The sequence below is a fragment of the Lysinibacillus sp. NPDC097287 genome (assembly GCF_044761695.1).
Classification (GTDB): Bacteria; Bacillota; Bacilli; order Bacillales_A; family Planococcaceae; genus Lysinibacillus.
Genome location: NZ_JBIWCX010000020.1, coordinates 1 through 25549, shown reverse-complemented (window position 1 = coordinate 25549; position 25549 = coordinate 1). Strand labels below are relative to the sequence as shown.

Sequence of the window (25549 nt, the reverse complement as noted above, 5' to 3'; positions counted from 1 at the left end):
CGAGCGATGCGCTTCCTTGCCCGAGCGATGCGCTTCCTTGCCCGAGCGATGCGCTTCCTTGCCCGAGCGATGCGCTTCCTTGCCCGAGCGATGCGCTTCCTTGCCCGAGCGATGCGGACTTATTGTTAATCAGTTCATTAGGCAGTTACGCTCCTATAGCGGATGGTTGTGTGTGAGTTTTCATTTTAATCAAAAAAGCCTACTCTTTTTTGATTTGTTCATTTTAAGTTATAAAAAAATGAGCAGCATACACCACTCATTTCATACAATATTATGCCTTATATAAATCATTCAATAACTCAATTTTTTTCTCTATCGCTTCTTCAAAAGTAAGGATATACGCAGCCGGATCTTTCGGATTGTGGAATTGTGTAATTTTCCCCGTTTCGGGGTGAACAAATTTAGAAGATGCCCCACAGCCCACACCTAAAATTGTCTGCACTTCTTCCATAATCACGATGTTATAAATACTTTCCTCACCAGGTTTACTATAACCGACATTTTCTAAGTTCCCTAAAATGTTTTTTTGGCGATATAAATAATATGGTACGTAATTATTTTCCTTCGTCCACACTTGTGCCATGTGCATCATTTCTGCAACCGTATCACGATCAGCAACTTTGTATTTATCTTTATTGCGAGTCATTTCCGACGCACGCTTGAATGATAACGTATGCACCGTTAACGACTCTGGCTGCATTTTTGCTGATTCATCTAGTGAATTTTTGAATTCCTCGATGCCCTCATTTGGTAAGCCAATGATTAAATCCATATTAATATTGTTCATGCCTGATTCACGCGCAAGCCAAAACTTATCGATCGTTTCCTGCACAGTGTGATGGCGACCAATAGCTTTTAATGTTTCATCCGTATATGACTGTGGATTGACACTAATCCGATCAATGCCCCATTTTTTCAGTACTTCTAATTTTTCTGGCGTAATCGTATCAGGTCGTCCAGCTTCAACCGTCACTTCACGAATTGTTTCAGGGTTTGGGAATGATTCATACATCGTTTGATATAATGCATCCATTTCATCTGCTTCAATAGAAGTCGGTGTCCCCCCACCCCAATAGATCGAAGTGATTTTCATATTATTTTCTGTTAGCCATTTGCCCATCTCGCGTAGCTCAATATGCAGTCCATCTAAAAATGTGGCTACACGTCCTTGCTTACGGTTACTACCAATTGCGTAAGCTGGGAACGTACAATACGCACATTTTGTTGGGCAAAATGGAATACCGATATACACACTAATTTCCTTACCAATATCGTCTAGATCCGGAATCGTCACTAATTGACGAGCAACAATTTCCTTTAGTAACGCGACCTTTTCTTCTGATAAACGGAAATCGCGTTTAAGAACCTCCGCAATTTCAGAATCACTCATTCCATCCTGTCGGAACTTATGATATAACTTTGTCGGACGCACCCCTGTCAAAATACCCCACTGCTGATGCATACCTGTGTGCTGCTCCAACACATTTAAAAACACATGTGACAAAGCTCGTTTAATACGTATGTTACGCTCACGCTCAGACGCATCTTCTTCATACGGAATGCTATAATCATTCGTATAAGTTGTACCCTCCACCTCTAGTACCGCACCTGTATGTACAGAAAAATCTGCATCCACGCGATAGTGGAATGTCGCTTTCATATCAGCTTCAATTGTATCTACTTTTAACTTTGAATCCTCAAAAAATAAGTTTGCAATATGATTTAATACTCGTATCCAATCTTCTGGATATTTTTGGTTTATTTGAATTGTTTTCATCTATCTACTCGCTCTTTTCTATCAGTATTTCCTAATTACAGATGGGCATTTGCCGACGAACCTTTCAATAGTTTAACAAATAACTTCAACCATATGCAAAGCTTGCATTTTAATTAGCACCTTTCAATTATCAGAAAAAACTGTTTATTATATAGACATTTCTTGTAACTCCTGTATAATGCAAATAAAAGGAATGATTGCTATGGTCCACATACAAGAACGCTATTCTACAAACTTACCAGAATTCTTTCATCTCCTAGAAGTCTCTTATCATAGTTTTAATCTAAACCGTTGTGATGAGAAAACATTCTATATTTCCGTCGAGCTCAAATATAAAACTAATAAAGTCTTATGCGATTTTATATATATCCTTGATAAACCCAAAATGTACGGGGCAATTTCCATCAACGAACACTATAAGCAAGCTGTGCATTTCATTAAGCAACAATTTAATCATTCGTTAATGTACGCTGATGAACTGAGGCTTGCCCATCATTTTTCTAAATCAACTTTCTTTAAACGGAACATTGAACAATTTGCTTCAAAGTATCCTAAATTTATGACGAGTATATTATTAAAATAGATAAAAGAAGCTGCACTCTTCGTCTAAATAGGACGCTATTGGGCAGCTTCTTCTATGTGTAATAGCCTTTTAACTTTATGTTTCGAAAGATGATTTTAACACCAAAATAACTCTTTTTACTCCCGGTCAATATCCTTTAGCGGAAACTTACAAATGATGCTAATCTTTCATTATTTCCTTAAATCCAGTAATATCAATACCATTTAAAGCCTGTGTTGCCAATCGATCCGCCTCTGTATTCTCTTTGCGCGACACTAACTTGTATTCAGGCTGGATACCAAGTTTTTTTAACTTCTCGTCAATCTTATCTGCCCAAGCGGCCAAGTCCTTCTCAAGTGCAGGCCATTCTCCACTCAGTTGATTGATAACCACTTGTGAATCGCCTATAAAACAAACAGGTAAATGATGTACATTTAATAAATCAAGTTCTACTATACTCAAGTAAAGTGCTGCATATTCGGCCTCATTATTTGATTTGAGTTCGGCTGAAAACGTATTTTTTCGTAACCTGTAAGATTTTCCACTTTGCTCATAGTAGATAGCACATCCCAAACCCGACTCACTTGTATTACGGTCAAAGCCGCCATCGAAATAGACGGTTATGTTATGTGGCTCAGTTTCCACTTCTTTCAAATACGCCTTCATCTCTTTGACAGTCCATGTAATATTGAAGCTATCTATAAAGATAATATGTTTTGCACGCCCAGTTTTCTCCATATCTTCTGCAAATAACAAGCCTTGTGCTGCTGGCATCTCCTCGGAACGACAAGTAATTTCCGCTCCTTTTGGTGTTCTGTATGTCCATTCGATACAAATCTTCATCAACAAGCCTCCTACAACAGTAAGTCTATGCGTTAATATCAGTTTCTCCAATGCGTATTATATTATGAAAGCACATCGAGAAAAGGCGTCTTATAAACCATCTCCTCGGCTTATAGACACCTTCTATTTTTATAAAATTTATTCTACTGAATCAATTTCATAATTCATATCTTCATCAACAAATACGAACATTACAAAGAAAAAAATATAATTATTCGCATCGTTACGCTACAGGCGGACGCATTCCGCGGGCAAGCACCGAGCCGCTTCCTTCGCTACGCTCAGTCTAGGGTCTCGGTTCGCTTGTTGCTGGCGCTTCGCTTTCGTACATAAAACATCTGCTTTTCCCGCTGGAGTCGCCGCCTTTCTCGTCACTTAAATGTTCGTTATTCTTTTTAGAAAAACTATTTATGAAATTGACTCTACTAGGAATTAATCACTAAAAATAATCTTTATACCCAAATTTAAATTCCCTCATACAATGCTTGCACTGGTTTTACTAAAATACGGTTCACTTCTTCAATAACCGAACTTAACTTCATTTCTGCTTCCAGCATTGCTAAGATTTTTTCATTTTGTTGCGCAAGCTGTGCTGTTTTTTGTGCATATACTAGTTCGTCCTCTAGTAATTCTTCGCCAGCCATTTGTTTTTGTTGTAAATCCATTTGTACTTTACGGAAATTTTGGAATAACTTTAGTGCATCTTCATCAGCTTTCACCACTGCTACTGCTTCTTGTAACGCCTCAAATTCCGCTGTTTTACGGAAAGTCGCCTCTAACGCATTAATTTCATTATAAATATTAACCATAAACACATTCTCCTTTTTACATTAAATTAACAATTAAACCTTGCACAATCCCGATTACACCACCAAGTACCGCACCAAGTACTGTAATCATTTTAAATTCACGCTTTGAAATACCTAATACAAGCTCTTCTAATTTCGATACTGGGAATGAATCAACTTGTTCACGCACAACTTCCTGTAAATTTAAACGTTTCAGTACATCTTCGAGCTTGTCTTCAGCTTGTATAAAAGCTTTTTCTACTACTCGAGGTACAACACTTTCCTTCATCCATGTGCTACCTTCTGGCCAATAATAAGTGATCGGATAATTTAGACGCTCTGCCACTGCCAATTGTTCCTTCACATAGCGTTGTAAATTAGCTAAAATCGGTTCGAATTGGATATCTTCTAGAAAATCCATTACAGGTCGATCTTTTAATTTATCCCATTCTTGCATAAAAATTTTCGTTAATAGTGCAGTCGTACCTGGTGATTGTAAAAACTTCACAAGCTCACGTTGTACCCTTCCCACAAGTGACGATGAATCGCCTAAAAACATATTAATCATGCCACCAAGTGAGCCTTTCGACGCTAAGAATTCATCCATCATCGTCTTAATGGTCATTTCGCCTTCTGGTGATAAAAAATAATCTTCACCCTTTTCTAATATATGACCTACTACTACTGGAATTTTAGCATCAATTGTTTCCTGAATATCGGCTGATAATAGTGTACGAATGGATTCCGTAGATAATGTATTTTTCACCGATTCAAATTGTCCGGCAACGATACTCTCCACTTTTTGTTCAATAGTCATCGGTACATTTGAAAGCCCAGCTAAATCCAACCAATCTTGAATCGTTTTATCATTCGTAAAAATTGTTTCTTCAATTTTTGTTTGCGCAAATTGCTCTACTTTCTCTTGGATATCCTTCGAGAAAAATTTCTTTCTAAAAGTTTCTGGTGTTAATAAGTAATTGACAACTGTTAAACCAAGCTGCTTTGCTAGTTCATCACGTCGCTTCGGAATCAGCCCTGGTGTAAATGGAACGCGCCAATTTTTAATATATATTGCTTCATGTGGTCGAAAAAGCATTTTAATTGCAAGGTGATTCGTTACACCTCCGATTGCTGCTCCAATAATAGCCATGAATAGTAATGTCACTAGAAAATTGTCCATTAGCTCCCTCTCATTTCAATCAAATTCAACCTGGCGTATATGATCGTCTAAATTTTGACTCGTACTAGGATGATCCAAAATTCAAGAAATCCGCCTCTTGTGCTTATTATAGCAGAGCAGTGAATTTCCGTGAAAGAAATCCCCCATAATAAAATGAATAGTTGCAAATTTACAACTATCCTTGAATAATGATAAACAAATACATTCAAGAATGGAGTATGCAAATGATTCAACATTTTAGCTTTAAACCATTATTTGAAAATGCACAATTACCTGGTTGGACAATTACCTTCTTTTATAAACGAGAACGCTACGCTGCCGAATATGAAAAAGATGGTTCAATCCAGTGGATCGGTCCTATCCCTCCAGATGAAGAAGATGTAAAAAAACTAATTCACGATCTCATGCTCTTTCATATTTACGATTAATTGCTCTTTAACACAAGGAAAATAATGTATATATGCATATTTTACTATGAACCACCCCAACATATTTTAATAAAAATGTATTTATATTGATATTATCTTCTTTTTCTTATACATTTAATAAATATCATCAGATATTAAATGTTTTATGCAGGGGGCAGTTTCTAATGAGCAAAGTCTTATTTTCGAGTGACTTAAATAGCTATAATTCCAGGGCATTAATACGTGCCAAAGTGAAAGAAGATTTCTCTGAATTTTCAGACGGAATTTTTGAGTTAGTAGAGGATTCTGGCTCTTTGACTAGTAAAGAATTTGAAGCACTTACTGGGTTCAGTAGTAACTTTTACAACGAATACTGTAGCCAATTAAAAGGACTTTTTGAAACAACGGCAGCCGTAATGATCGGCAAACGTTCAGGTAAAAATTTGTACATAACATACAAGAATGAAAACTATGTTTTGACACAACAAGGCTTAACAGAAAAAGCACCTGTAACTATTTCAAAATTCACAAAAGAAGTACCACTAAGAGAAACACTTCATGATGTAGATAAAGCTTGCTTAAAATTACGCTTTAATCAGTAGAGGATAAAAGAAAAGGGTTATCTCAAAAATATTTTGAGATAACCCTTTATTCTTTGCATATTGAAAATAATTCATTTAAAAAAATCCGCAAGTAAAGCTCTCTTGAGATTTTGACGTGTCGTTTTATTTTGAGATGTATTTGCTTCCTTCTCTAAACAAACTATTCTTGCTCCATATAAAGTTAGCATATAGATTTTTTATTTTCAATCATTTGCCGTATAGAAATAAAATTTTTTAAATCATATCCTTCAAAAGAGTACGTTAAAATGGTGGTTGTCAATATTTGTGTTTTCCCTGTAAATAATTTATGATTAAAACATCCAACAATTTTTTAAATCATAGGAGGTGTACACTTTGTTTACTTCCCTCATTTGGGCGGGAACAGAGGAATTATTTGGACGGAGACATATTAGAGATAACCATAAGGTTGGCGGCATTCGCCCTTCTAATTATTATGACAGGATTTTTCGTTGCTACAGAGTTTGCAATTGTTAAAGTGAGAGCTACCCGAATTGATCAATTACTTGCTGAAGGACATAAAAATGCAAAAAATGCAAAACGGGTTGTTTCAAATTTAGATGAATACTTATCTGCATGTCAGTTAGGTATTACCATCACTGCACTTGGCCTTGGTTGGCTTGGTGAACCTACATTTGAAATTATTTTACACCCGTTATTTGAGCTTTTGAATCTGAATGGGAGTGCTTCTTCTATACTTTCATTTATTATTGCATTCTCTCTTGTAACATTTATGCATGTCGTTATTGGGGAATTGGCGCCAAAAACTTTAGCCATCCAAAAAGCAGAATTAGTAACATTAAAATTATCTGGCACATTAATTTTATTCCATACGATTATGTATCCATTCATTAAATTATTAAACGGCTCTGCACGTGCTCTTACGGGTATGTTCGGTCTAAAGATGATGGGCGAATCAGACGTAGCACACACAGAAGAAGAGCTTCGCATGATTTTATCGGATAGCTTAAAAGGTGGAGAAATTAATAACTCAGAATATGAATATGTAAACAGTATTTTTGAGTTTTCTGGTCGACTCGCAAAAGAAATCATGGTGCCACGCACTGAAATTGTTGGTATCGACAAAGATCTAACGATTAAAGAAGTCTTCGATTTTATGGGTGTTGAGCAATATACACGCTACCCAATTATTGATGGCGATAAAGACCATATTATCGGTTTAGTGAACATGAAACACTTATTAACTGCCTACATTAAAGACTCAGCAAATGGCGATAAACCTGTACTTGAGTATATGCAGCCAATTATTCGTGTCATGGAAACAATGCAAATTAACGATTTATTACTAAAAATACAACGTGAACGTATTCATATGGCCATTTTAATGGACGAGTATGGTGGAACATCTGGTTTAGTAACAATTGAAGATATTATCGAGGAAATCGTCGGTGACATCCAAGATGAATTCGATGATGATGAAATTCCTGAAGTACAAGAGATTGCAGATAATCATTATATTTTAGATGCGAAAATGCTTTTAGAAAATGTAAATGATATGCTTGGTACTGACATAGAAGATGATGATATTGATACAATTGGCGGTTGGTTCATGACAAAACGCTTCGATGCTGTTGAAGGTGATAGTATTGAAGAACAAGGACATGAATTTACTGTAAAAGAGTTAGACGGTCACCATATTTTATACTTAGAAGTTCTGAAATTACCTGAACTTGATTTATCAAACGAAGAATTAAAAGTCTAAATAAATTACATGCTAAAGCGACTCCCTTTCATTTAAGGGAGTCGTTTTCTAATGTCCGAAAGTTTTGCGAGGGGGAAACAAAATGGAGCTTTATACAAATTTACGTCAAGGGGAAAAAGGCGCTTGGTTGTCCATTGGTACATATTTATTACTAAGCTCAACAAAGCTTACAATCGGATATATCGGTACGTCAGATGCATTAAAAGCAGATGGACTTAATAATACAACAGATATTATCGCTTCGATCGCTGTACTCATCGGCTTACGAATTTCACAAAAGCCACCTGATTCTAATCACCAGTATGGTCATTTACGTGCAGAAACCGTGGCCTCACTTGTTGCCTCTTTCATCATGTTGATCGTCGGTTTAGAAGTGCTGGTTAATTCCCTTAAAAGTTTATGGGAACCAGCTGGTACGACACCATCGCTACTAACGGCGTATGTTGCAATAGGGAGTGCAGCTGTTATGTATGTTGTCTATCGTTATAACTTGGCGTTATCGAAGAAAATCCGTAGTGCTGCCATTAAAGCTGCCGCCTTTGATAACCGCTCAGATGCACTCGTTAGTATCGGGACGGCCATTGGGATTCTCGGTGCGATTTATGGCTTCCCTATTATCGATACACTTACTGCAATTGTCGTTGCTTTCATTATTATTAAAACTGCAGTGGAGATTTTTTGGGAAGCGGTACAAAGTTTAACAGATGCCTTTGATATTGATGAAGTGGAAACATTATCTGTTTTAATTCGAAATGTTGAAGGTGTCATTGAACTCCTAGATTTCAAAGGGCGTGCACACGGCAATATGTACTTTATCGATGTAACGGTCTCAGTGAATCCATATTTAAATGTCTTTGAAAGCCACCGCATTACAGAGGTCATTGAACATACAGTAATGCGAGAAAATCGATTCTGCCATGTGTTTGTGCATATCGAGCCACATATTGAGGAAAATCCTCCAATAAACGAAAACAAGTCTCCTACCATATGATTGGTAAGAGACTTGTTTTTATTTGCTAATAAAGTTATCATCCAGTTACGATATGCCGCTGCCCTCTGTCAAGCCATGCTTCACGGCATACAACGCAGCCTGTGTTCGATCTTGTACTTGTAGCTTCGTAAAAATATTCGAAATATGCGTTTTCACAGTTTTTTCGGTAACGAATAGTGAAGCGGCAATTTCACGATTACTTTTGCCCTTTGTTAGTTCTGCTAGCACGTCCTGCTCACGTGGCGTTAGCGGATTTATATTATGCGGTGCATTTTCTGCTTCTTCGCGATTTTGTTCAAGTGTCGTCGTCGCTTCAGGATGTATCGTATTTTCGCCACGCATAATTCGGCGAATGGATAATACAAGCTCATCTGGCTCAATATCCTTTAGCTGATAGCCTGCTGCACCTGCCTCCATTGCCGGTACAACGTGATCTCGATCAGAAAAGCTTGTCAGCATTAAAACTTCGATATGTGGAAATTTTGATTTAATGCGTCTAGTTGCTTGAATGCCATCCATCTCTGGCATCACTAAGTCCATTAAAATTATATCTGGCTGTAAGCTTTCCGCAAGTTCGATTGCTTCTAAGCCATTTTTCGCCTCACCAACTACCTCTACATCCTTTTGTGTTTTTAAGAAAAACAACAACCCTCGACGGACCACGTGATGATCGTCTGCTATTAATACACGTATCATTTTAGCTCCCCCTTTAATACGGCAAACGGATTAATAATTCCGTTCCTTTTCCAATTTCACTAACCCAATCAGCTGTACCGCCGACAGATTTTGCACGATCTTTAATCGACTGTATGCCCATTGACAATAGCTTGGCATTTTTATCGATGACAAAGCCTCGTCCTTCATCACGAATCACTAGTAAAATATCTGTCGCTGTCACGGTAATATAAAGTGCAGCCTCCGAGACACCAGCATGACGGCGAACATTATTAAGTGCCTCCTGCGCTACACGAAACAACGTCTCCTCAATGCGTGATGGAAATTGCAGTACACCTGAAACAGTTACCTGTAATTTCAATCCGAGCATTTCCGCATATACTTTAATTGCTTCTAACAAGCCATTTTCCAATCCCTTTGGGCGTAACTGCCAAATCAACGCGCGCATCTCTGTTAATGCGTCTTGCGTTAAATGCTGAATTTCTTTAAACGTTTCCTTTACATCAGGATCCTCGCTCATTTCAATACCTGCTCTAGCCGTTAATGTAACGGAAAATAGCAACTGATTCACAGAATCATGTAAATCACGTGCTAAACGATTTCGTTCTTTTACTAGCGCCATTTCTTGTTCCTGCTTCGTTAGTAAGATACGTTTAATGGCTGAGCCCATTTGAAACGCCACGGACTCCAATAATGCCAACTCCTCTTCTGAAAAGCGTACAGTATCCTTGGATGCCACATTGAGCAATCCAAAACGTTCTTGCCCAGATTGTAGTGGCACAGTCGCATGATGTGTGATACCAGCGTGGTCACCAACATTCGCAGCAATTGCACTTTCGATTCGTTGACATTCAATAATATTAGAGGCTTTTTCAAGCTTCTCGTTACGATAGCGGGACACGCACCAGCAGCCACCTTTTTGCAAGTAATGACAACTTCTATGTTCAAGTGCCTCTGGTAAATTTTCATGAACAACGAGCTCAGAGCGCCCCTTTTCATCAATAAAAAAGATCCAGCCCGTTTCAAAATTTGTCCCATTTAAAAATTTCACGAGTGCCTCTTTTAGCATCGAGATAATTTCAGTTTCTTCATTTAATAGTTCAGCAATTTCTTTTAATATACTGATATTTGAATGTTCCGCTTCTTTCACAAAAACACCTCTTCTTCGGCATTTATTGCTTCTATCATATCACTTCCTGCTTGTTTCGTATGGCGAAAGCCGTTCATACTTTTGACTGATTTCATGTATCATAGTAATTTGCTCGGCGTAATTGTACCCGTCGCCTCGCTTCCGCCTCATTACACATCTGCTGAATTATGGTTCATCACCAAAAAATGGTGATGAGATTTGGTAAAAGTGCATAACAAAATATGAATGCTAGTTGATTGGAGTGGAGGCTAGGCGACTCCTAGGGGATTAGCGTCCCAGATGAGACCCTGGAGCGAGCGTAGCGAGTGAAGCGGCTCATCGGACGCCCCCTGGAAAGCGCCTAGCCGGAACGGAAATCAACCCCAAGTTATGGTGATGACTCTGAATTATGTTAAATCAATTTACTTCTAAATTCGAAACCTCTATAATCGAACAAGTAAATGCATTACTTAAGGAGAGTTGCATGTGTCTAAAAAAATAGAGAATAGCTTACTATTCATCTGGATTGTCTCTATCGTTGCAACGTTAGGATCACTCTATTTTTCTGAAATCCGTGGCTATGAGCCTTGTAAAATGTGTTGGATTCAACGAATTTTCATGTATCCAATCGTCATTATGACAACTATTGCTTTTATTCAAAAAAATGCACGTATTGCGCTAACAACTGCTGTATTTGCAATCATGGGCGGTTCTGTATCGCTTTATCATTATGGTATTCAAAAACTTAACTTCTTATCAGAGTCAGCACCATCTTGTGGCATGGTGTCATGTACTGGTCAATACATTAACTGGCTTGGTTTCATCACCATCCCATTTTTAGCTCTAACTGCATTCATTTTAATCGCAGGTGCAAGCTTCTATTTAATGAAAGCTGTAAAGGCCGGAAATAATAACCAATAATTATAAAAGAGCAGTGTTCTACATGTGGAATACGGCTTTTTTTACGGAGGAATATTTATGTTTCAATATGAAATCATCGAAAATAAATTAACAATTGAAGAACTATTACGTAACAACTGGCGTCTTGGCAAAAAGCTTGTACACGAGCTCCGCATGGCAAAGGCTGTCACAACAACTGATGGGGAACCAATTCAATGGAATGATCCACTTCCAACAGGAACGATTGTTAAGTTTGCGTTCCCTATCCCCGCTTCAAGCTATAAACCAACACCTGTTTGTGCTATCGACATTGTGTACGAAGATGACCATTGTTTAATCGTGTCAAAACCTAAAGGCATGTCAACACACCCAAATGATGCACGTGATACGCATACTTGCATGAATCATGTCATGGCACATATTCAAGAAAACGGCGGTGTTTATGCCGAGCATGTACACCGTCTTGACCAAGGTACAAAAGGATTACTACTTGTTGCCAAACATCCACTTGCAAAATCGATTTTTGACCGCATGATTGAAGAAAAATCAATTATCCGTATGTATGCTGCAGAAGTGCAAGGTAATTTACGTTCAACAACTGGTACGATATCTGAATCTATTGGGAAAGATCGTCATCATGCTACTCGTCGTGTCGTTTCTAATACAGGACAGCATGCTGTTACACATTACGAAGTAGTCGCACGCTACAAACATTCTTGTGTCGTTCATCTTATTTTAGAAACAGGACGCACTCATCAAATCCGTGTACACATGGCACATATTGGCCATCCAATCATCGGAGATACAATGTATGGTGCTCGTGAAACAGAAAGTGGTGACTACGAATTACACGCTATTCAATTGGAGTTTGAACATCCTTTCTTAAATAAACGCATCATTGTCAAAGACGAAGTTCAATAATAATAATTCGACCGCTAACAGGACTAAGTTAGCGGTTTTTTATGCTCAAAAATATAAATATATTATCTTTATATTATTTACGTAAATTTAATAAAAATATTATCATTATATTTCCTCAATTGGTAATGACGATGAATTTTTTTCATGATAGAATAAAATTGAATTGTCAGTCATCTGACTTAATCGAGGGAGGAATTCATTGATGAAATGGGTTAAAAGTGTTGCTGCAACTACACTAGTTGCAAGTTTATTAGCGGTACCAGGTTTACAATCGGCACAAGCAGAAGAAACAACAACTGCGAAAGATGGTTTTAACTTAACAATTCTACATTCTAATGACACACATGCACATGTAGAAGCTGCGCCACAACGTGCTACTAAAGTAAAAGAACTTCGTGCAGCAAATAAAAACTCATTACTTTTAGACGCTGGTGATGTGTTCTCAGGAACTCTCTATTTCAACGAATTCACCGGAGAGGTTGATATGAAGTTAATGAACTTAATGGGTTACGATGCAATGGTATTCGGTAACCATGAGTTTGACTTGGGGTCAAGCCCTGAAGGACATGCGGCACTTGCGAACTTTGTAAAAGGTGCAAAGTTCCCATTACTAGGTAGTAACCTTGATTTCTCTAAAGATACCTTATTTGATGGATTACAATTACAAACAGTTACAAAAGACTTTGAGAACGGTAAAATTTACAACGGTATAATTAAAGAAATAGATGGAGAAAAAGTAGGTATATTTGGTTTAACGACTGAGGAAACACCATCTATTTCAAGTGTAGCTAACGTTCAATTCGCGAAATACATCGATTCTGCAAAAAATGCTGTAACTGAATTTGAAAAACAAGGTGTTAATAAAATCGTTGCGCTAACACACTTGGGCTTTGATGATTCTAAAGACTTTGATAATGACCAATTATTAGCTTCAGCTGTAGAAGGTATTGATATTATTGTAGGTGGTCATACACATACTAAGTTAACAAAGGCTGTAGAGGCTGAAACTTCATTTAAAAACCCAACAATTATCGTACAAACAGGTCAGTATAGTGAAAACTTAGGAGAGCTAGACCTGACTTTCAATGACAACGGAGCTGTTGTTGAATACTTCGGTCAACTGCATTCCTTAAATGATGAAAAAAATCCAATACAAGCTGATGCTGAAGCAGCGGCACTACTTGCACCATACACAGAGAAAATTTCAGCAGTGAAACAACAATCTACTGGTAACAAAGCTGTAACAGCATTAGACGGCAAACGGGGCCTTTGGGGTGTTCGTGCCGGTGAAACAAACCTTGGGAACGTTATTACAGATGGTATGTTAGCAGGTGCTAAAAAAATTGACCCTGAAGTACAATTTGCCTTCTCAAATGGTGGTGGTATCCGTGCTGGTATCGATGCTGGTGACATCACACTCGGCGAAGTAATGACTGTGATGCCTTTCGGTAACGCACTAGGTATCGTTAAAATGACAGGTGCCGAAATCTACGAAATGGCTGAGCATAGTGTTAAAGACTTCCCGAAAGAATTCGGAGGCTTCTTACATTTCTCTGGTTTACAAGTGCAGTTTGATGGTAAAGCGGAAGCTGGTAAACGAGTAAAATCTATTACATTAAACGGCAAAGAACTAGATAAAGCAGCTTTTTACAAAGGTGCAACAAATACTTTCACTGCTAAAGGTGGAGATGGTTACGCTACTTTAGCGAAAGTTTATGAAGATGGTCGTGTTAGTGAACCCGGTACGATTGATTACGAAATGTTCATCGAGCATTTAAATTCTCTTAAAAATGTAGATGCTAAAATGGTAGGCCGCATTATTGCAACAATTCCATTCACTGATATCAAAAAGGGTTCTGAAACTGAAGGTTATGTACGTGACCTTTATTACCGTGATTTAACACAAGGTACTTCAGCTACAACTTATTCTCCAAATGCTAACTTATCTCGTGCACAAGCTGCGTCATTCATCGCACGTGCATTAAAACTTGAATCTAAAGGTAATGTAGCTTTTTCTGATATTGCTAGTTTAGAAGAAGCTACTCAAAAAGAGATTACTGCACTTGCTGAAGCGGGTATCGTAAAAGGACAAGACGGTAAATTTAATCCAACAGCGAAAGTAACACGCTCTCAGCTTGCTTTAATGTTTGCAAGAGCATATGAGTTACAAAATGATGCAAAAACGGACTTAACAGCTGACTTTAGCGATATCTCTGCTTATAATGCCGAAACGAAAAATGCCATCGCTCTAATGAATAATCTTGGCATTGCTAGTGGTTCAAATGGTAAATTCATGCCTGGTAACAACGCTACACGTGCCCATATGGCTAAAATGCTTTCTAACTACATTCCGTATGTAAAAGAAGCAAAATAATAAATGATGAAAAATCCCGCTTCTCATTGATTGAGAGCGGGATTTTTAGTCTTAAAAGTTAAATTTAAAGTTATCAGGATCTTGACCAAAACGCTGATTACGATTTAAAGTATGCAATTTGTCCATTTGTCCTGGTGATAATTCAAAATCAAAAATTTGTGCATTTTCTTCTATACGACTAGGCGTTACAGATTTAGGAATAATAATTGTATCATTTTGCAAATGCCAACGAAGAACTACTTGCGCCGCTGACTTCCCTACTTCCTGACTGATTTCAAGAATTGCAGGATCATTTAACACACCACCACGACCAAGTGGCGACCAAGCTGTTACAGCAATTTGATGTTCAGCACAAAATGCCTTTAATGCATCTTGCTGTAGGTATGGATGCACTTCTACCTGGTTAACCATTGGTGCTACATTTGCCTTTGCCAGTAGTTTTTCTAAATGGTGCTCATGGTGATTAGAAACACCCGTTGCACGAATTAGTTTTTCATCATATAAGCGTTCAATTGCACGATAGGTTTCTTCAAATGTTTCAGGAACTGCCCAGTGTGTTAAATATAAATCTAAATAATCCATGTTTAATTTTTTCAATGACACTTCGAAGGCACGGAGCGTTGCATCATAACCATGATCACTATTCCAAACTTTTGTCGTCACGAATATATCTTCGCGCGCAACACCAGAATAACGAATGGCTTCTCCTACTTCTACCTCATTGCCATATAAAGAAGCTGTATCAATCGCACGATAACCAACTTTAAGTGCCTTATCGATAGCCTGCAGCGTTTCTTCTCGCTCAGTCATTTTGTATACACCTAAGCCAAGAAGAGGCATTTCTATACCGTTTGTTAATTTTTTGGTTGATTGTAAATCCATATTCTTCAGCACCTTTCTTTTCCTAGTACCATTATACAAAAAAGTGGATTTAAAAAAAGAATTAAGGTATCGCTGATTTTAGAATTTTTTAATATCTGGTTTTTCATCTTCATTCAGCTGAATAGGATCTGCAATGCGATTATCTTCAGCTAATTCTACACCATCACGCATCCGCTCCATTTGTTTGCCCAGTTCTTTCACTTCATCAAAATTTGTTACCATTGAACCGTTTTCTATATTAGGAACTTTCTTCTCCATTATCATCACCTCTAGTATAGTTTTCCCGAAAATCTGTAGGATGAACCATTTTTGACATATTTTATTTAGCAAGGTCATTTCATTTTGATATGAGATAAGCTATACTAAATAGAGATTTCTTTACAAACATGAGGAGGGTTCTTCCATGAAATTATTATTAATTATTGGTGTAACAGTTGCTTTCTTATCTGCTATTTTTACTGCTGGTTACGAAGGCAACTACAAAGCGGACAAATAATACCTCAAGAAAATCACTAAGTATATTTGCATACTTAGTGATTTTCTTATTTAAGAGAAGTAGCCAACGTGCTGCTTCTCTTTTTTTGAAGAAATATTATTGCTTGACTTCTATTACTTTATAAAATATACTAGCTTACATAAAGTAAGTTGATAATTAATTATAACTGTATTTGGAGGCTACCTAATATGCACTTTCATGAAAAACCTAATATGTACGTTACAAATGTAGAAATTAAAGTAAGTAATTTAAAACGTTCATTAAAATACTATCAAGAAGTAATTGGCTTTAAAGTTTTAGCAGAGGAATCAAACAAAGCAACTTTAACAGCAGATGGTCACACAGCTCTTTTAACAATAGTACAACCTGATACAATTGAAGAAAAAACAAAATTAACTACTGGACTTTTTCACTTTGCACTACTATTACCAACTCGCCGTGACTTAGCGAACATCATTTCACATTTCCACCAAAAAGGCATCTACTTTGGAGCATCGGATCATGATGTAAGTGAAGCACTTTACTTGCAAGATCCAGATGATAACGGCATTGAAATTTATATAGATCGCCCAGAAGAAAGTTGGACTTGGACATCTAACCAAGTATATATGGTAACAGAGCCACTAAATATTCGAGCTATTTTAACGGAAGCTGCTGGCGAATGGAACGGGCTACCTGAAAATACTGTGATGGGACACATTCACTTATCTGTTTCAAACCTAGCTGATGCAGAAGAATTTTATACGAAAGGTCTGGGCTTTGACATAGTAACTCGTTATGGTGGACAAGCATTATTCATCTCTACTGGTCGTTATCATCACCATATTGGTTTAAACACGTGGCATTCTGAAAACGCTCCAAAACTTGGCAAAAACCAAGTCGGCTTAAAAACATACTCTTTGTTTTTAGATAACGAACAACAAGCCACAACTATGAAAGAAAACTTACGTGCCATTAGTGCACCTGTAGTCGAAATTGAAAGTGGATTCCAAACAGAAGACCCCGCTGGCAATATAGTTTTACTAAAATATTAAATAAAAAAGGCAGCCCTCACATTTCTTACGTGAGAACTGCCTTTTCGTTTTATTTTCACTGTAATCCAGGATACCCTTGCTGACGTAATGCTTCATAAATAACAATTGCAGCAGTATTCGATAAATTTAAAGAACGAATATGCTCACTTTGTGGAATACGTAAACACATATCACGACGTTCATAAGCAAATTCCTTTGGCAGACCCGTCGTCTCTTTTCCAAACATAAAATAAATGTCGCGATCCTTGTCACTAAAATCATGCGTCGTGAAAGGCTCCTCGCTATACGTTTCGATTAAATACAAATCTCCATTTTTCGATACTTCTAAAAAGTCTTCAAGCGAGTCATGATATACAACATTCACGCTATGCCAATAATCTAAGCCGGCACGCTTTAACATTTTATCGTCTGTAGAGAAGCCAAGTGGACGAATTAAATGTAGGGATGTATTTGTACCAGCACAAGTACGTGCAATATTACCTGTATTTGCTGGAATTTCTGGTTGATATAAAACGATATGCAATGGCATAACGGCACACTTCCTTAACTAAAAAATTGTAGTCCTTTATCAATTTCGACGAGCACTTCTTCATCTTGTTCCTTATCTTTCGCGGTGAGTAGCGCTGCTTCTGCAAAGTCTCCACCAATCTTGCCCAATGCCCATGCAGCTGTTCCTCTTATAACAGGGCGGCTATCCTTTTCAAGTAGTGCCACTAAATCAGGCACTGCCGCTTCTTCTTTAAAATGAGCAAGTGCAAAAATGGCATTACGTTGAATCGGCTTTTTCCCACGCCATGCTCCTGATACATGTCCAAACTTCTCTTTAAATTCACGATTTGACATTGTAAGCAGTGGCACAAGTAATGGCTTCGCTAGCTCTGGATCAGGCTTAAATTCATCATGTATCCAGTTAATCTTACGTTTATTTTTCGGGCAAACCGTTTGGCATGTATCACAGCCATATAAGCGGTTACCAATATGAGAACGAAACTCGTCTGGCAAGCTCCCCTTTGTCTGCGTTAAAAAGGCTATACAACGCTGTGAATCGAGTTGTCCACCTTCAATTAACGCACCTGTTGGACAAACATCTAGGCACAAACGACAATCACCGCATTCATCCTCCATCGGTGTATCTGGGGCAAACGGAATATTCGTAATAAGTTCTCCTAAATATACGTAAGAACCAAATTCCGGTGTTATAATCGAGCAGTTTTTGCCACTCCAGCCAAGGCCAGCACGCTCTGCTACAGCACGATCCACAAGTTCTCCTGTATCGACCATCGATTCAATACGCACACCTTCTATTCGCGCTTCTAGCCACTCCTTCAACAATTTCAATCGTTCACGTAAAGCCGTATGATAATCGACACCCCAAGATGCACGACAAAAAATCCCGCGTCTAGCCCCTTTCTTACCAACAGGTGCATCTTGCATACGTGATGGATAGGCAACTGCAATCGCTACTATACTTTCTGCACCATCTAGTAGTTGCAATGGCTCTGTGCGTTTTTCAATATCTGCTTCCTCAAAACCCGATTGAAAGCCAAGCTCTTGCTGACGTCGCAGTCGGTTTTTTAATTCTGTAAACGGAGCTGCCGTTGTGAAGCCAATTTTGTCGACCCCAATGGACTTTGCATACGCAACAAATTCACTTTGTAATTCACGTATGTTCATTTTAATTCCAACTCCTTACATGATACAATAATAGAAATATATATAATTAAGTAGGTGATGATTTCATGGAAGTTTCTCTACATCCATCTCTTTTTACACAACATCCCGAACTAAAAATCGGCATTATCCATTATACCAAAATAGTCGTCGCAGAATCGCCTCAAATGATTAAAGGGCGTATGCAATTGTATCAGGAAAACTTGTATTTAGAAATGCAAGATACGCCAGTAACAGAACGCGCAGGTATTGCAGAATGGCGCAAGCTATGGAAAAAACTCGGCGCTGATCCAAACCGTTATCGTCACGCAGCAGAAAGCCTAATGCGTCGTGTTGGCAAACAAAATTATTTAACACCGTTTCATTCTGGTGTTGATTTAAATAACTTCTTCTCGCTCCAATACGAAATTCCAGTCGGTATTTACGATGTTGCCCATATTCAAGGTAATGTAGAAATTGCACTTGGGGATGAAAAAACAGGCTATGAGGGATTAAATGGTCGATTCAATTCACTACTAAATATTCTATATAGTCGTGATGAAGAAGGTGCATTCGGCTCACCATTCGTAGATTCAAAACGTACAGCTGTGACAGAAAATACAACTGAAGCTCTACATATTTTCTATCTACGCCCATCACTGTCTCATGAAGAAGCAGAAAAACTGCTAGCTTCCGCCGGTAATATGTTCAATCAGATCCATGGCGGTGACTATACAACTGCCCTATTAACATCTGTAACACCAACTACTACACTATAAAGGATGTGTTAGCATGACAATTAATCTTGCAGAAGCAGTCAAGTTAAAAAGTGTTTTAGCAAAAAAAGTTCAAGAATTTATAAGTGAGCTACACCGTAGTGCCTTTGTAACGATTGAAAAAGGTCAGACACCAAAAACAAGTAATCGTTCAATGACAACGATTGAGGCTGACCTTGCACAAGTTCGACTGGACATCCGTACATTAGATCGGCTTGTATACGAAGCAAACATTCAAAACACAGTAGCCTTTAAAGGTGAACAGCTTGCTCTTGTCGAAGCGATTGAACTAGCAACTCAGCTACGGGCTGAAGCTGAGATTTGTAAACACTTTAGTACGCATGAAAAAGAAACTGTGCGTATGGGTTATGGTGATAGTACGATGCTTTATGAGATTGCACTTTATGAGCCTGAAGAATACCGTGAACGTGCGGCAACTCTTGAAAAAGAGGCACATAAGCTATCAAACTTAATCAATGCAAAAAACTATTCAGTTGAAATTGCATTCGATGATTCTCGCTATTTCTAACCTCGGGGCGGTGAGACTCCAAACCGAGGTGGATGTGCTGTTTTCGAAACCCCTACTTAATAAGTAGACAACTTAAACAACCAATCACATGTCACCTGTTACTTTATGACCGATGACCCATAACCAACTATACGGCAATGGCATAAAACAAACTTAGGAACATGAAATCTATTCGAAAACGCCATCCTTAAAACGCTCTTACACCTTGTGTGTAAGAGCGTTTTTTTCATATAGTTATCTAATGTCCATTAATGCACACCTGGTAAAATGCGTAATACTTTTTCTTGAGCGTCTAAAATAGCCTCGGCGCCTAGCGGAATAGCAATATTCGTTGTTTCATGGCCAATTTTAAAACCTGCTACTACCGGCACTTCTAAATCAGCAAAATACTCCTCCATTAACGTTAGTAATTCAGCTTCATCTGCCTCTGTTTGTGTAAATGAGCCAATTACAACACCCGCTAGCTGATCCAGCTTTCGAGCCTGCTTTAACTGTTGCAGCATCGAATCAATACGAGGAATTGTTTCAGCAATATCTTCTAAAACAAGAATTTTACCATCCGTACGAATTTCAAATTTCGTACCGAGCGTACTAACTAGACGTCGTAAATTACCACCAGTGAGCTGGCCGCGTGCCACCCCCGCCGAGATTGTCGTCAGAGGTGAAATCATTTCCGTATACTGTACTTCCATAGGGGTAAACAGCTGTAACAACATTTTCTTCGATAGCTCATCCATTTTTCGTGGTGCCATAATCATTGGTCCGTGAAATGTCACTAAATCTGAAAACTCATTAATCGCTATGTGCATATATGTAAGGTCTGAGAACCCCCAGAAAATTTTCGGATTTTCCGCTAGTAGCGCATAGTCAATTTTCTCTGCAATACGTGCAGAACCATAACCACCCCTCACACAAAAAATCGCCTTTACCTCGGGATCTTCAACCATTGCATGAAACTCTGCAAGTCTCTCTTCATCTGTACCTGCCAAATACTTATACTTTGCGCCAATTGTTGAACTAACTTTATAACGCAAACCAAGCTCATCTAAAAATGCCAGTGCTTCGCCCAGCTCTTCTACCTCTACGGCACTCGACAATGCAACAAGGCCAACTGTGTCACCCTTCACTAAATGTGGTGCTGTACTTTTCACCATAATCCCTCCAGTTCTTTTCTTCATTCTAGCATATGCACATATGCAAAGCTTCGTAAGACTATTGATTATTGCCAGTGTAATTGCCGTCCAGATCTTAATTGTGCAAGCACAATTAAGATCTGGACTAGCGGTGTTGTGAAACCCAGTGCCAATAAAGCTAGCATTTACTTAAACTTCATCCCAGTGTTTGCTTCCATCTTCGCTGTACTTTTTCTCGGCGAACAACTACATACTTTTCAAATTATCGGTGGCCTTGCAGTAGTCGCTGGCGTATTGTTATCAAGCAAAAAATAAATAAGCGGAGACTTCGTTAACTTGAAGTCTCCGCTTATTTACTTAATTAATTTGTACCGCCATAAATAACAGTTACATTTGGATGATTTAATAATTGGCTCGCTGGGAAATCCTCTGTCACAACACCACTGCGCAACTTCTCCATCGCCTCTAACTTCTTCGCACCAAAAGCGATTAATACAATAGCTTTTGCATTCATAATCGTCTGAATGCCCATTGTAATCGCATGTGTTGGAACATCTGCTGGATTATCAAAATAAATTGCATTTTCTGTACGTGTAGATTCAGTTAGCTCTACAATATTTGTTAATGAAGTAAACGGTGTACCTGGTTCGTTAAAGCCAATATGCCCGTTTACACCAATGCCAAGTAATTGTAAATCAATGCCGCCAGCTTCCGCAATACGTGCATCATATGCCTGACATTCAATCGCTAAATCAGCAGCCTTACCATTTGGAAGATGAATATTTTCCTCTTGCATATCTACATGATTAAATAAAACGTCATGCATAAATGTCCAGTAACTTGCAGGATTAGACTGCTCTAAACCGACATACTCGTCTAAGTTAAACGTCCTTACATCTTTAAATGAAATTTCCCCAGCTTGTTGACGCTTTACTAATTCCTCATACATGCCTACCGGTGAACCACCTGTTGCTAATCCTAATATACTATCTGTTTTTTCTTGTAGTTGCTTCGTAAAAATATTTGCTGCAACCTCGCTCATTTCATCATATGAATTTACTTCAACCCAATTAATAGCATTTTTCATTACACTCGTCATCTATTTACCTACCTTAGTATCATTTTTTATTATTAACTATAAATGGATAAAATTCCACCACATAGAAGCTAACAGTTTCATTTTACAATTTATCTTTCTACTTTACTATTATTTTCTTCCATGAACTTTCAACGTGTATTCTTTGTGAAATTCGGTTATGTTAAATAGTAAGGAAGTGAGGCGACTTTTCGTGAATAAACAAGTACAACAATATTTACAACATATTAAATTTCAAGGACCTGTAGAACCCTCTATTAAACTGCTAGGTCACTTACAAACATGCCATCTGCATACAATTCCGTATGAAAATTTAGACGTTGCCATGAAACATGATATATCCTTCAACATTCCTGATCTTTTTCAAAAGATAATTGTTCGTAAACGCGGCGGTAATTGCTTCGAACTTAATATATTATTTAGTTGGCTACTATGTGAGCTTGGTTTTTCTGTAACAAATCGCTATGCTCAATTTTGGCGCAATATAGATGCTGATACCCCACAAGAAGATGTACCGATGCACCAGCTGCTCGTCGTGACTTTTTCAGGACTCTCTTATATTACAGACGTCGGGGTTGGGGCTCTAGCTCCTTGTAAGCCTGTCCCACTCATTGCCGGACATAAGCACCGTGAAGGTAATGAGCTCTATAAGGTCGAACAAGACGATACATACGGCTGGATGCTGTACGAACAAACCTCACACAATTGGCGCTTACTTTATAGTTTTACTGATGATGCAAGTGATGCCAAATTTGCTCCAAGACTCTCAAACCAACCAAACAAAATTGCTATGATTCGTACTGCTCGCGGTCGTAATACGATGTTGAATAATGAGTTTCGTATTTATGAAGACAATGCCTTAACAACCTATACCACTCACACTGAGCAAGAATGGCAACAGGCGCTAAAACGTTATTTCCAAATTTCTATTACGTAATAAAAGGATGCTTCTCAATTTTACATTGAAGAGGCATCCTTTTACATTTAATAGGCTGTTTGTTTAAGTAGCTCATAAATAACCTTTCCATTTTTCATCTGCTTTACTAAGCCTATATTATCTGCAAAGTAATACAGGTTCACATCAGTGTTAAATACATTAGTTTCTTCAAGAATAGCGACATTATTATAGGTTACTCCATTGGCTTGAAGTGTAGCCTTTGTATCTTTTACAGTTATACGAATACCACCTATTACGCCATCATCATCTTCATGACGAACAATACCAATTCTTAAAGGTAGCTCTATAAACAAATCATAATGAGAGCTGAATTCTTGAGCTATCGCTTGCCCATATACAAAATCCTCATAGTATAGCAATTCATCATTAAATAATTTACTATTGGTCGTATTTGTAATGGTCCATACATCATTTTTTCCATCATTATGACTATACTTATAATTTAATGTATACGTATGATTGTCCTCGGTTGATGTAAATGCATACGTGTACATATACTTACGATCCTTTATTAATTTATGTTTTGAAATTGTTAAGGCACGTGCCATGAATGCTGAGAAATGTGCACGTGTCAGTACTACGTTTGGCTTAAATGTACCATCTTGATATCCTCTTGTAATGCTATTATTCGCCATAGCCAAAATCGCCTGATAGCCATCTGTACGCTCTGTAACATCTGCAAAATAATTCGTATCTGAATCCTCTAATTGAAACGCCCTCTGCAAAATAATGGCCATCGTACCTCTAGGAATCGTACCACTTGGAGTAAATTTTTGTGCAGTTTGAAAAATACCTGCATTATGGGCCGCAGCAATCTCTCTATAATAAGTATGAGTCACCGGCACATCCTGATAATTAGGATTTTTAACATTAGACGTATTTAATCCTAATGCACGTGTTAATAGCACAGCTGCTTGAGCTCTCGTCACACTATCATTAGGTTTAAACGTGCCATCAGGATAACCCTTAATAATATCTCTATCTATTAGATAATCAATCTCTGTTTTTAATGTATGATTCCTCAACACATCTTTAAAGTTGGCTGCCTTAACCTGTTCACTTGGTGATACCCAAACAACAATCATAGCTAGACATATCATCGCAAAAATCCGCCTCACGCTATTCACTCCTATCTTTATTCCCTTACTCTTATACTATTCACCATCCACTCCATTTAAAAATATTTTTCAAAAGTCATGCAAAAAAACTTTCAAATAGGTCTACTTTGTAAACCTATTTGAAAGTTCCCCCCTCTTTATAATCTTTTACTATCTCAGTAGTTTCCTTTGACTGCTTCACACACTTCAATGCTGTTACAAAACCATTTAATCTCGCTTCTTCCCTAACAAAGTTTAATAAGGACTCGGCTGTCTGTAACCGTTCATAATTGATATACATCATTTTTGTTTCTTCTTTATATGATTCATATAATCTTCTCAGTTCCATTCTTTCACCTCCACGCTGCCTTTCATTCTAAATTAAACTATACATCTAGGAATTACGATTATGTGTATATAACAAAAAAAGACTCTCATATATTTGAGAGTCTTTAGTATATAGTATTTATTAATTTACATAAATGGTACCAGTGGTAAAGCTGTTGCAGATCTGTGCCTTACTGCTTGGCTATACTCAAAAGATGATTATTAGTAAAAATGGGGCGACTGATGGGAATCGAACCCACGAATGCCTGAACCACAATCAGGTGCGTTAACCACTTCGCCACAACCGCCATGAAATTAAAAACTGGTGGAGGGGGACGGATTCGAACCGCCGAACCCTAAGGAGCGGATTTACAGTCCGCCGCGTTTAGCCACTTCGCTACCCCTCCGGAAAAAACATGGTGCCGGCTATAGGAATCGAACCCACGACCTACTGATTACAAGTCAGTTGCTCTACCTGCTGAGCTAAACCGGCAAAAATATGGTGGGTCAGGACGGAATCGAACCGCCGACACTTAGAGCTTCAATCTAATGCTCTACCAACTGAGCTACTGACCCATATTTTTTATAAAAATGGCGGTCCCGACCGGGATCGAACCGGCGATCTCCTGCGTGACAGGCAGGCATGTTAACCGCTACACCACGGGACCATTTTGGTTGCGG

The 25549-nt window shown here is 38.1% G+C and carries 26 protein-coding genes and 5 tRNA genes; 12 read left to right on the top strand and 19 right to left on the bottom strand.

All coding sequences use genetic code 11. The features are described 5' to 3' along the window. Positions 1–271: 271 nt before the first annotated feature. The 4 genes from ACIQ2D_RS19965 to ACIQ2D_RS19950 all read right to left on the bottom strand — a co-directional run bounded on the left by ACIQ2D_RS19965 (position 272) and on the right by ACIQ2D_RS19950 (position 5150). Entirely contained in the window at positions 272–1777 is a 1506-nt protein-coding gene (locus ACIQ2D_RS19965) for a coproporphyrinogen III oxidase (protein WP_402867058.1), read from the bottom strand. Positions 1778–2519: 742 nt separating this feature from the next. Further along, the gene (locus tag ACIQ2D_RS19960) at positions 2520–3182 is read right to left on the bottom strand and encodes a ribonuclease H family protein (RefSeq protein WP_402867057.1); all 663 of its coding nucleotides are present in this window, start codon (positions 3180–3182) and stop codon (positions 2520–2522) included. A 464-nt stretch (positions 3183–3646) separates the two neighbouring features. Next, positions 3647–3991: a YlbF family regulator gene (locus ACIQ2D_RS19955; protein WP_402867056.1), complete on the bottom strand. Its 345-nt coding sequence runs from the start codon at positions 3989–3991 to the stop codon at positions 3647–3649. A 16-nt stretch (positions 3992–4007) separates the two neighbouring features. Continuing rightward, entirely contained in the window at positions 4008–5150 is a 1143-nt protein-coding gene (locus ACIQ2D_RS19950) for a DUF445 domain-containing protein (RefSeq protein ID WP_402867055.1), read from the bottom strand. Positions 5151–5374: 224 nt separating this feature from the next. On the opposite strand from ACIQ2D_RS19950, the gene ACIQ2D_RS19945 reads away from it, so the two are divergent. The 4 genes from ACIQ2D_RS19945 (at position 5375) to ACIQ2D_RS19930 (ending at position 8891) form a co-directional block, all read left to right on the top strand. Beyond that, a complete protein-coding gene (locus tag ACIQ2D_RS19945) occupies positions 5375–5578 on the top strand; it encodes a YheE family protein (RefSeq protein WP_402867054.1) in 204 nt (67 codons plus the stop codon). Between the two features lie 164 nt (positions 5579–5742). Continuing rightward, positions 5743–6159, top strand: coding sequence for a hypothetical protein (locus ACIQ2D_RS19940; protein WP_402867053.1), 417 nt, complete (start codon positions 5743–5745; stop codon positions 6157–6159). 454 nt (positions 6160–6613) lie between these two features. Then, positions 6614–7900, top strand: a complete 1287-nt coding sequence (locus ACIQ2D_RS19935; RefSeq protein ID WP_402867088.1) for a hemolysin family protein — start codon at positions 6614–6616, stop codon at positions 7898–7900. 82 nt (positions 7901–7982) lie between these two features. Next, positions 7983–8891 carry a cation diffusion facilitator family transporter gene (locus ACIQ2D_RS19930; RefSeq protein WP_402867052.1) on the top strand — a complete coding sequence of 303 codons (909 nt, stop codon included), beginning with the start codon at positions 7983–7985 and terminating at the stop codon, positions 8889–8891. Between the two features lie 45 nt (positions 8892–8936). Here ACIQ2D_RS19930 and ACIQ2D_RS19925 read toward each other — a convergent pair whose 3' ends face one another. Both ACIQ2D_RS19925 and ACIQ2D_RS19920 read right to left on the bottom strand, forming a co-directional pair. After that, positions 8937–9587, bottom strand: a complete 651-nt coding sequence (locus ACIQ2D_RS19925) for a response regulator (RefSeq protein WP_402867051.1) — start codon at positions 9585–9587, stop codon at positions 8937–8939. A gap of 13 nt (positions 9588–9600) precedes the next feature. Then, on the bottom strand, positions 9601–10716 hold the full coding sequence (locus ACIQ2D_RS19920) for a GAF domain-containing sensor histidine kinase (protein ID WP_402867050.1): 1116 nt from the start codon (positions 10714–10716) through the stop codon (positions 9601–9603). 465 nt (positions 10717–11181) lie between these two features. Here ACIQ2D_RS19920 and ACIQ2D_RS19915 point away from each other — a divergent pair, with 465 nt between their 5' ends. From ACIQ2D_RS19915 to ACIQ2D_RS19905, 3 genes are all read left to right on the top strand, one after another. Further along, positions 11182–11616: a disulfide oxidoreductase gene (locus ACIQ2D_RS19915; RefSeq protein ID WP_402867049.1), complete on the top strand. Its 435-nt coding sequence runs from the start codon at positions 11182–11184 to the stop codon at positions 11614–11616. A 57-nt stretch (positions 11617–11673) separates the two neighbouring features. Further along, complete coding sequence (locus ACIQ2D_RS19910) at positions 11674–12516, top strand: RluA family pseudouridine synthase (protein WP_402867048.1); 843 nt, start codon at positions 11674–11676, stop codon at positions 12514–12516. 202 nt (positions 12517–12718) lie between these two features. Further along, the gene (locus tag ACIQ2D_RS19905) at positions 12719–14890 is read left to right on the top strand and encodes a 5'-nucleotidase C-terminal domain-containing protein (protein WP_402867047.1); all 2172 of its coding nucleotides are present in this window, start codon (positions 12719–12721) and stop codon (positions 14888–14890) included. A 51-nt stretch (positions 14891–14941) separates the two neighbouring features. On the opposite strand, the gene ACIQ2D_RS19900 is transcribed toward ACIQ2D_RS19905, so the two are convergent. Together ACIQ2D_RS19900 and ACIQ2D_RS19895 are read right to left on the bottom strand one after the other, a co-directional pair. After that, positions 14942–15772 (bottom strand): aldo/keto reductase, encoded by an 831-nt coding sequence (locus ACIQ2D_RS19900; protein ID WP_402867046.1) that lies wholly within the window; start codon positions 15770–15772, stop codon positions 14942–14944. A 78-nt stretch (positions 15773–15850) separates the two neighbouring features. Continuing rightward, on the bottom strand, positions 15851–16030 hold the full coding sequence (locus ACIQ2D_RS19895; RefSeq protein ID WP_402867045.1) for a hypothetical protein: 180 nt from the start codon (positions 16028–16030) through the stop codon (positions 15851–15853). A gap of 426 nt (positions 16031–16456) precedes the next feature. Between ACIQ2D_RS19895 and ACIQ2D_RS19890 the strand changes: the two genes are divergently transcribed. Then, on the top strand, positions 16457–17302 hold the full coding sequence (locus ACIQ2D_RS19890; RefSeq protein ID WP_402867044.1) for a VOC family protein: 846 nt from the start codon (positions 16457–16459) through the stop codon (positions 17300–17302). 55 nt (positions 17303–17357) lie between these two features. On the opposite strand, the gene trmL is transcribed toward ACIQ2D_RS19890, so the two are convergent. Together trmL and queG are read right to left on the bottom strand one after the other, a co-directional pair. Further along, positions 17358–17831: a tRNA (uridine(34)/cytosine(34)/5-carboxymethylaminomethyluridine(34)-2'-O)-methyltransferase TrmL gene (trmL, locus tag ACIQ2D_RS19885; protein WP_402867043.1), complete on the bottom strand. Its 474-nt coding sequence runs from the start codon at positions 17829–17831 to the stop codon at positions 17358–17360. 14 nt (positions 17832–17845) lie between these two features. Continuing rightward, complete coding sequence (gene queG, locus ACIQ2D_RS19880; RefSeq protein WP_402867042.1) at positions 17846–18976, bottom strand: tRNA epoxyqueuosine(34) reductase QueG; 1131 nt, start codon at positions 18974–18976, stop codon at positions 17846–17848. A gap of 65 nt (positions 18977–19041) precedes the next feature. Between queG and ACIQ2D_RS19875 the strand changes: the two genes are divergently transcribed. Both ACIQ2D_RS19875 and ACIQ2D_RS19870 read left to right on the top strand, forming a co-directional pair. Further along, a complete protein-coding gene (locus ACIQ2D_RS19875; protein ID WP_402867041.1) occupies positions 19042–19731 on the top strand; it encodes a B3/B4 domain-containing protein in 690 nt (229 codons plus the stop codon). A 13-nt stretch (positions 19732–19744) separates the two neighbouring features. Further along, complete coding sequence (locus tag ACIQ2D_RS19870) at positions 19745–20257, top strand: hypothetical protein (RefSeq protein ID WP_402867040.1); 513 nt, start codon at positions 19745–19747, stop codon at positions 20255–20257. A 248-nt stretch (positions 20258–20505) separates the two neighbouring features. On the opposite strand, the gene ACIQ2D_RS19865 is transcribed toward ACIQ2D_RS19870, so the two are convergent. Beyond that, the gene (locus ACIQ2D_RS19865) at positions 20506–21408 is read right to left on the bottom strand and encodes a S66 peptidase family protein (protein ID WP_402867039.1); all 903 of its coding nucleotides are present in this window, start codon (positions 21406–21408) and stop codon (positions 20506–20508) included. Here ACIQ2D_RS19865 and ACIQ2D_RS19860 point away from each other — a divergent pair. Then, a complete protein-coding gene (locus tag ACIQ2D_RS19860) occupies positions 21388–21705 on the top strand; it encodes an EamA family transporter (protein WP_402867038.1) in 318 nt (105 codons plus the stop codon). The genes ACIQ2D_RS19865 and ACIQ2D_RS19860 overlap by 21 nt on opposite strands. Positions 21706–21751: 46 nt before the next feature. On the opposite strand, the gene nagB is transcribed toward ACIQ2D_RS19860, so the two are convergent. Continuing rightward, on the bottom strand, positions 21752–22465 hold the full coding sequence (gene nagB, locus ACIQ2D_RS19855; RefSeq protein ID WP_402867087.1) for a glucosamine-6-phosphate deaminase: 714 nt from the start codon (positions 22463–22465) through the stop codon (positions 21752–21754). 214 nt (positions 22466–22679) lie between these two features. Between nagB and ACIQ2D_RS19850 the strand changes: the two genes are divergently transcribed. Then, a complete protein-coding gene (locus tag ACIQ2D_RS19850) occupies positions 22680–23423 on the top strand; it encodes an arylamine N-acetyltransferase family protein (RefSeq protein ID WP_402867037.1) in 744 nt (247 codons plus the stop codon). Between the two features lie 47 nt (positions 23424–23470). Here the strand turns inward: ACIQ2D_RS19850 and ACIQ2D_RS19845 are convergent, their stop codons facing one another. The 7 genes from ACIQ2D_RS19845 to ACIQ2D_RS19815 all read right to left on the bottom strand — a co-directional run bounded on the left by ACIQ2D_RS19845 (position 23471) and on the right by ACIQ2D_RS19815 (position 25536). After that, the gene (locus ACIQ2D_RS19845; RefSeq protein ID WP_402867036.1) at positions 23471–24562 is read right to left on the bottom strand and encodes an S-layer homology domain-containing protein; all 1092 of its coding nucleotides are present in this window, start codon (positions 24560–24562) and stop codon (positions 23471–23473) included. A 115-nt stretch (positions 24563–24677) separates the two neighbouring features. After that, positions 24678–24890 carry a hypothetical protein gene (locus ACIQ2D_RS19840; protein WP_402867035.1) on the bottom strand — a complete coding sequence of 71 codons (213 nt, stop codon included), beginning with the start codon at positions 24888–24890 and terminating at the stop codon, positions 24678–24680. A gap of 210 nt (positions 24891–25100) precedes the next feature. Next, positions 25101–25176: transfer RNA gene (locus ACIQ2D_RS19835), tRNA-His, on the bottom strand. A 15-nt stretch (positions 25177–25191) separates the two neighbouring features. Then, a tRNA-Tyr gene (locus ACIQ2D_RS19830) sits at positions 25192–25275 on the bottom strand. A gap of 10 nt (positions 25276–25285) precedes the next feature. Beyond that, positions 25286–25361: transfer RNA gene (locus ACIQ2D_RS19825), tRNA-Thr, on the bottom strand. Positions 25362–25368: 7 nt separating this feature from the next. After that, positions 25369–25444, bottom strand: a tRNA-Phe gene (locus ACIQ2D_RS19820). A 16-nt stretch (positions 25445–25460) separates the two neighbouring features. Next, positions 25461–25536 (bottom strand) — tRNA-Asp (locus ACIQ2D_RS19815). Positions 25537–25549: the final 13 nt, after the last annotated feature.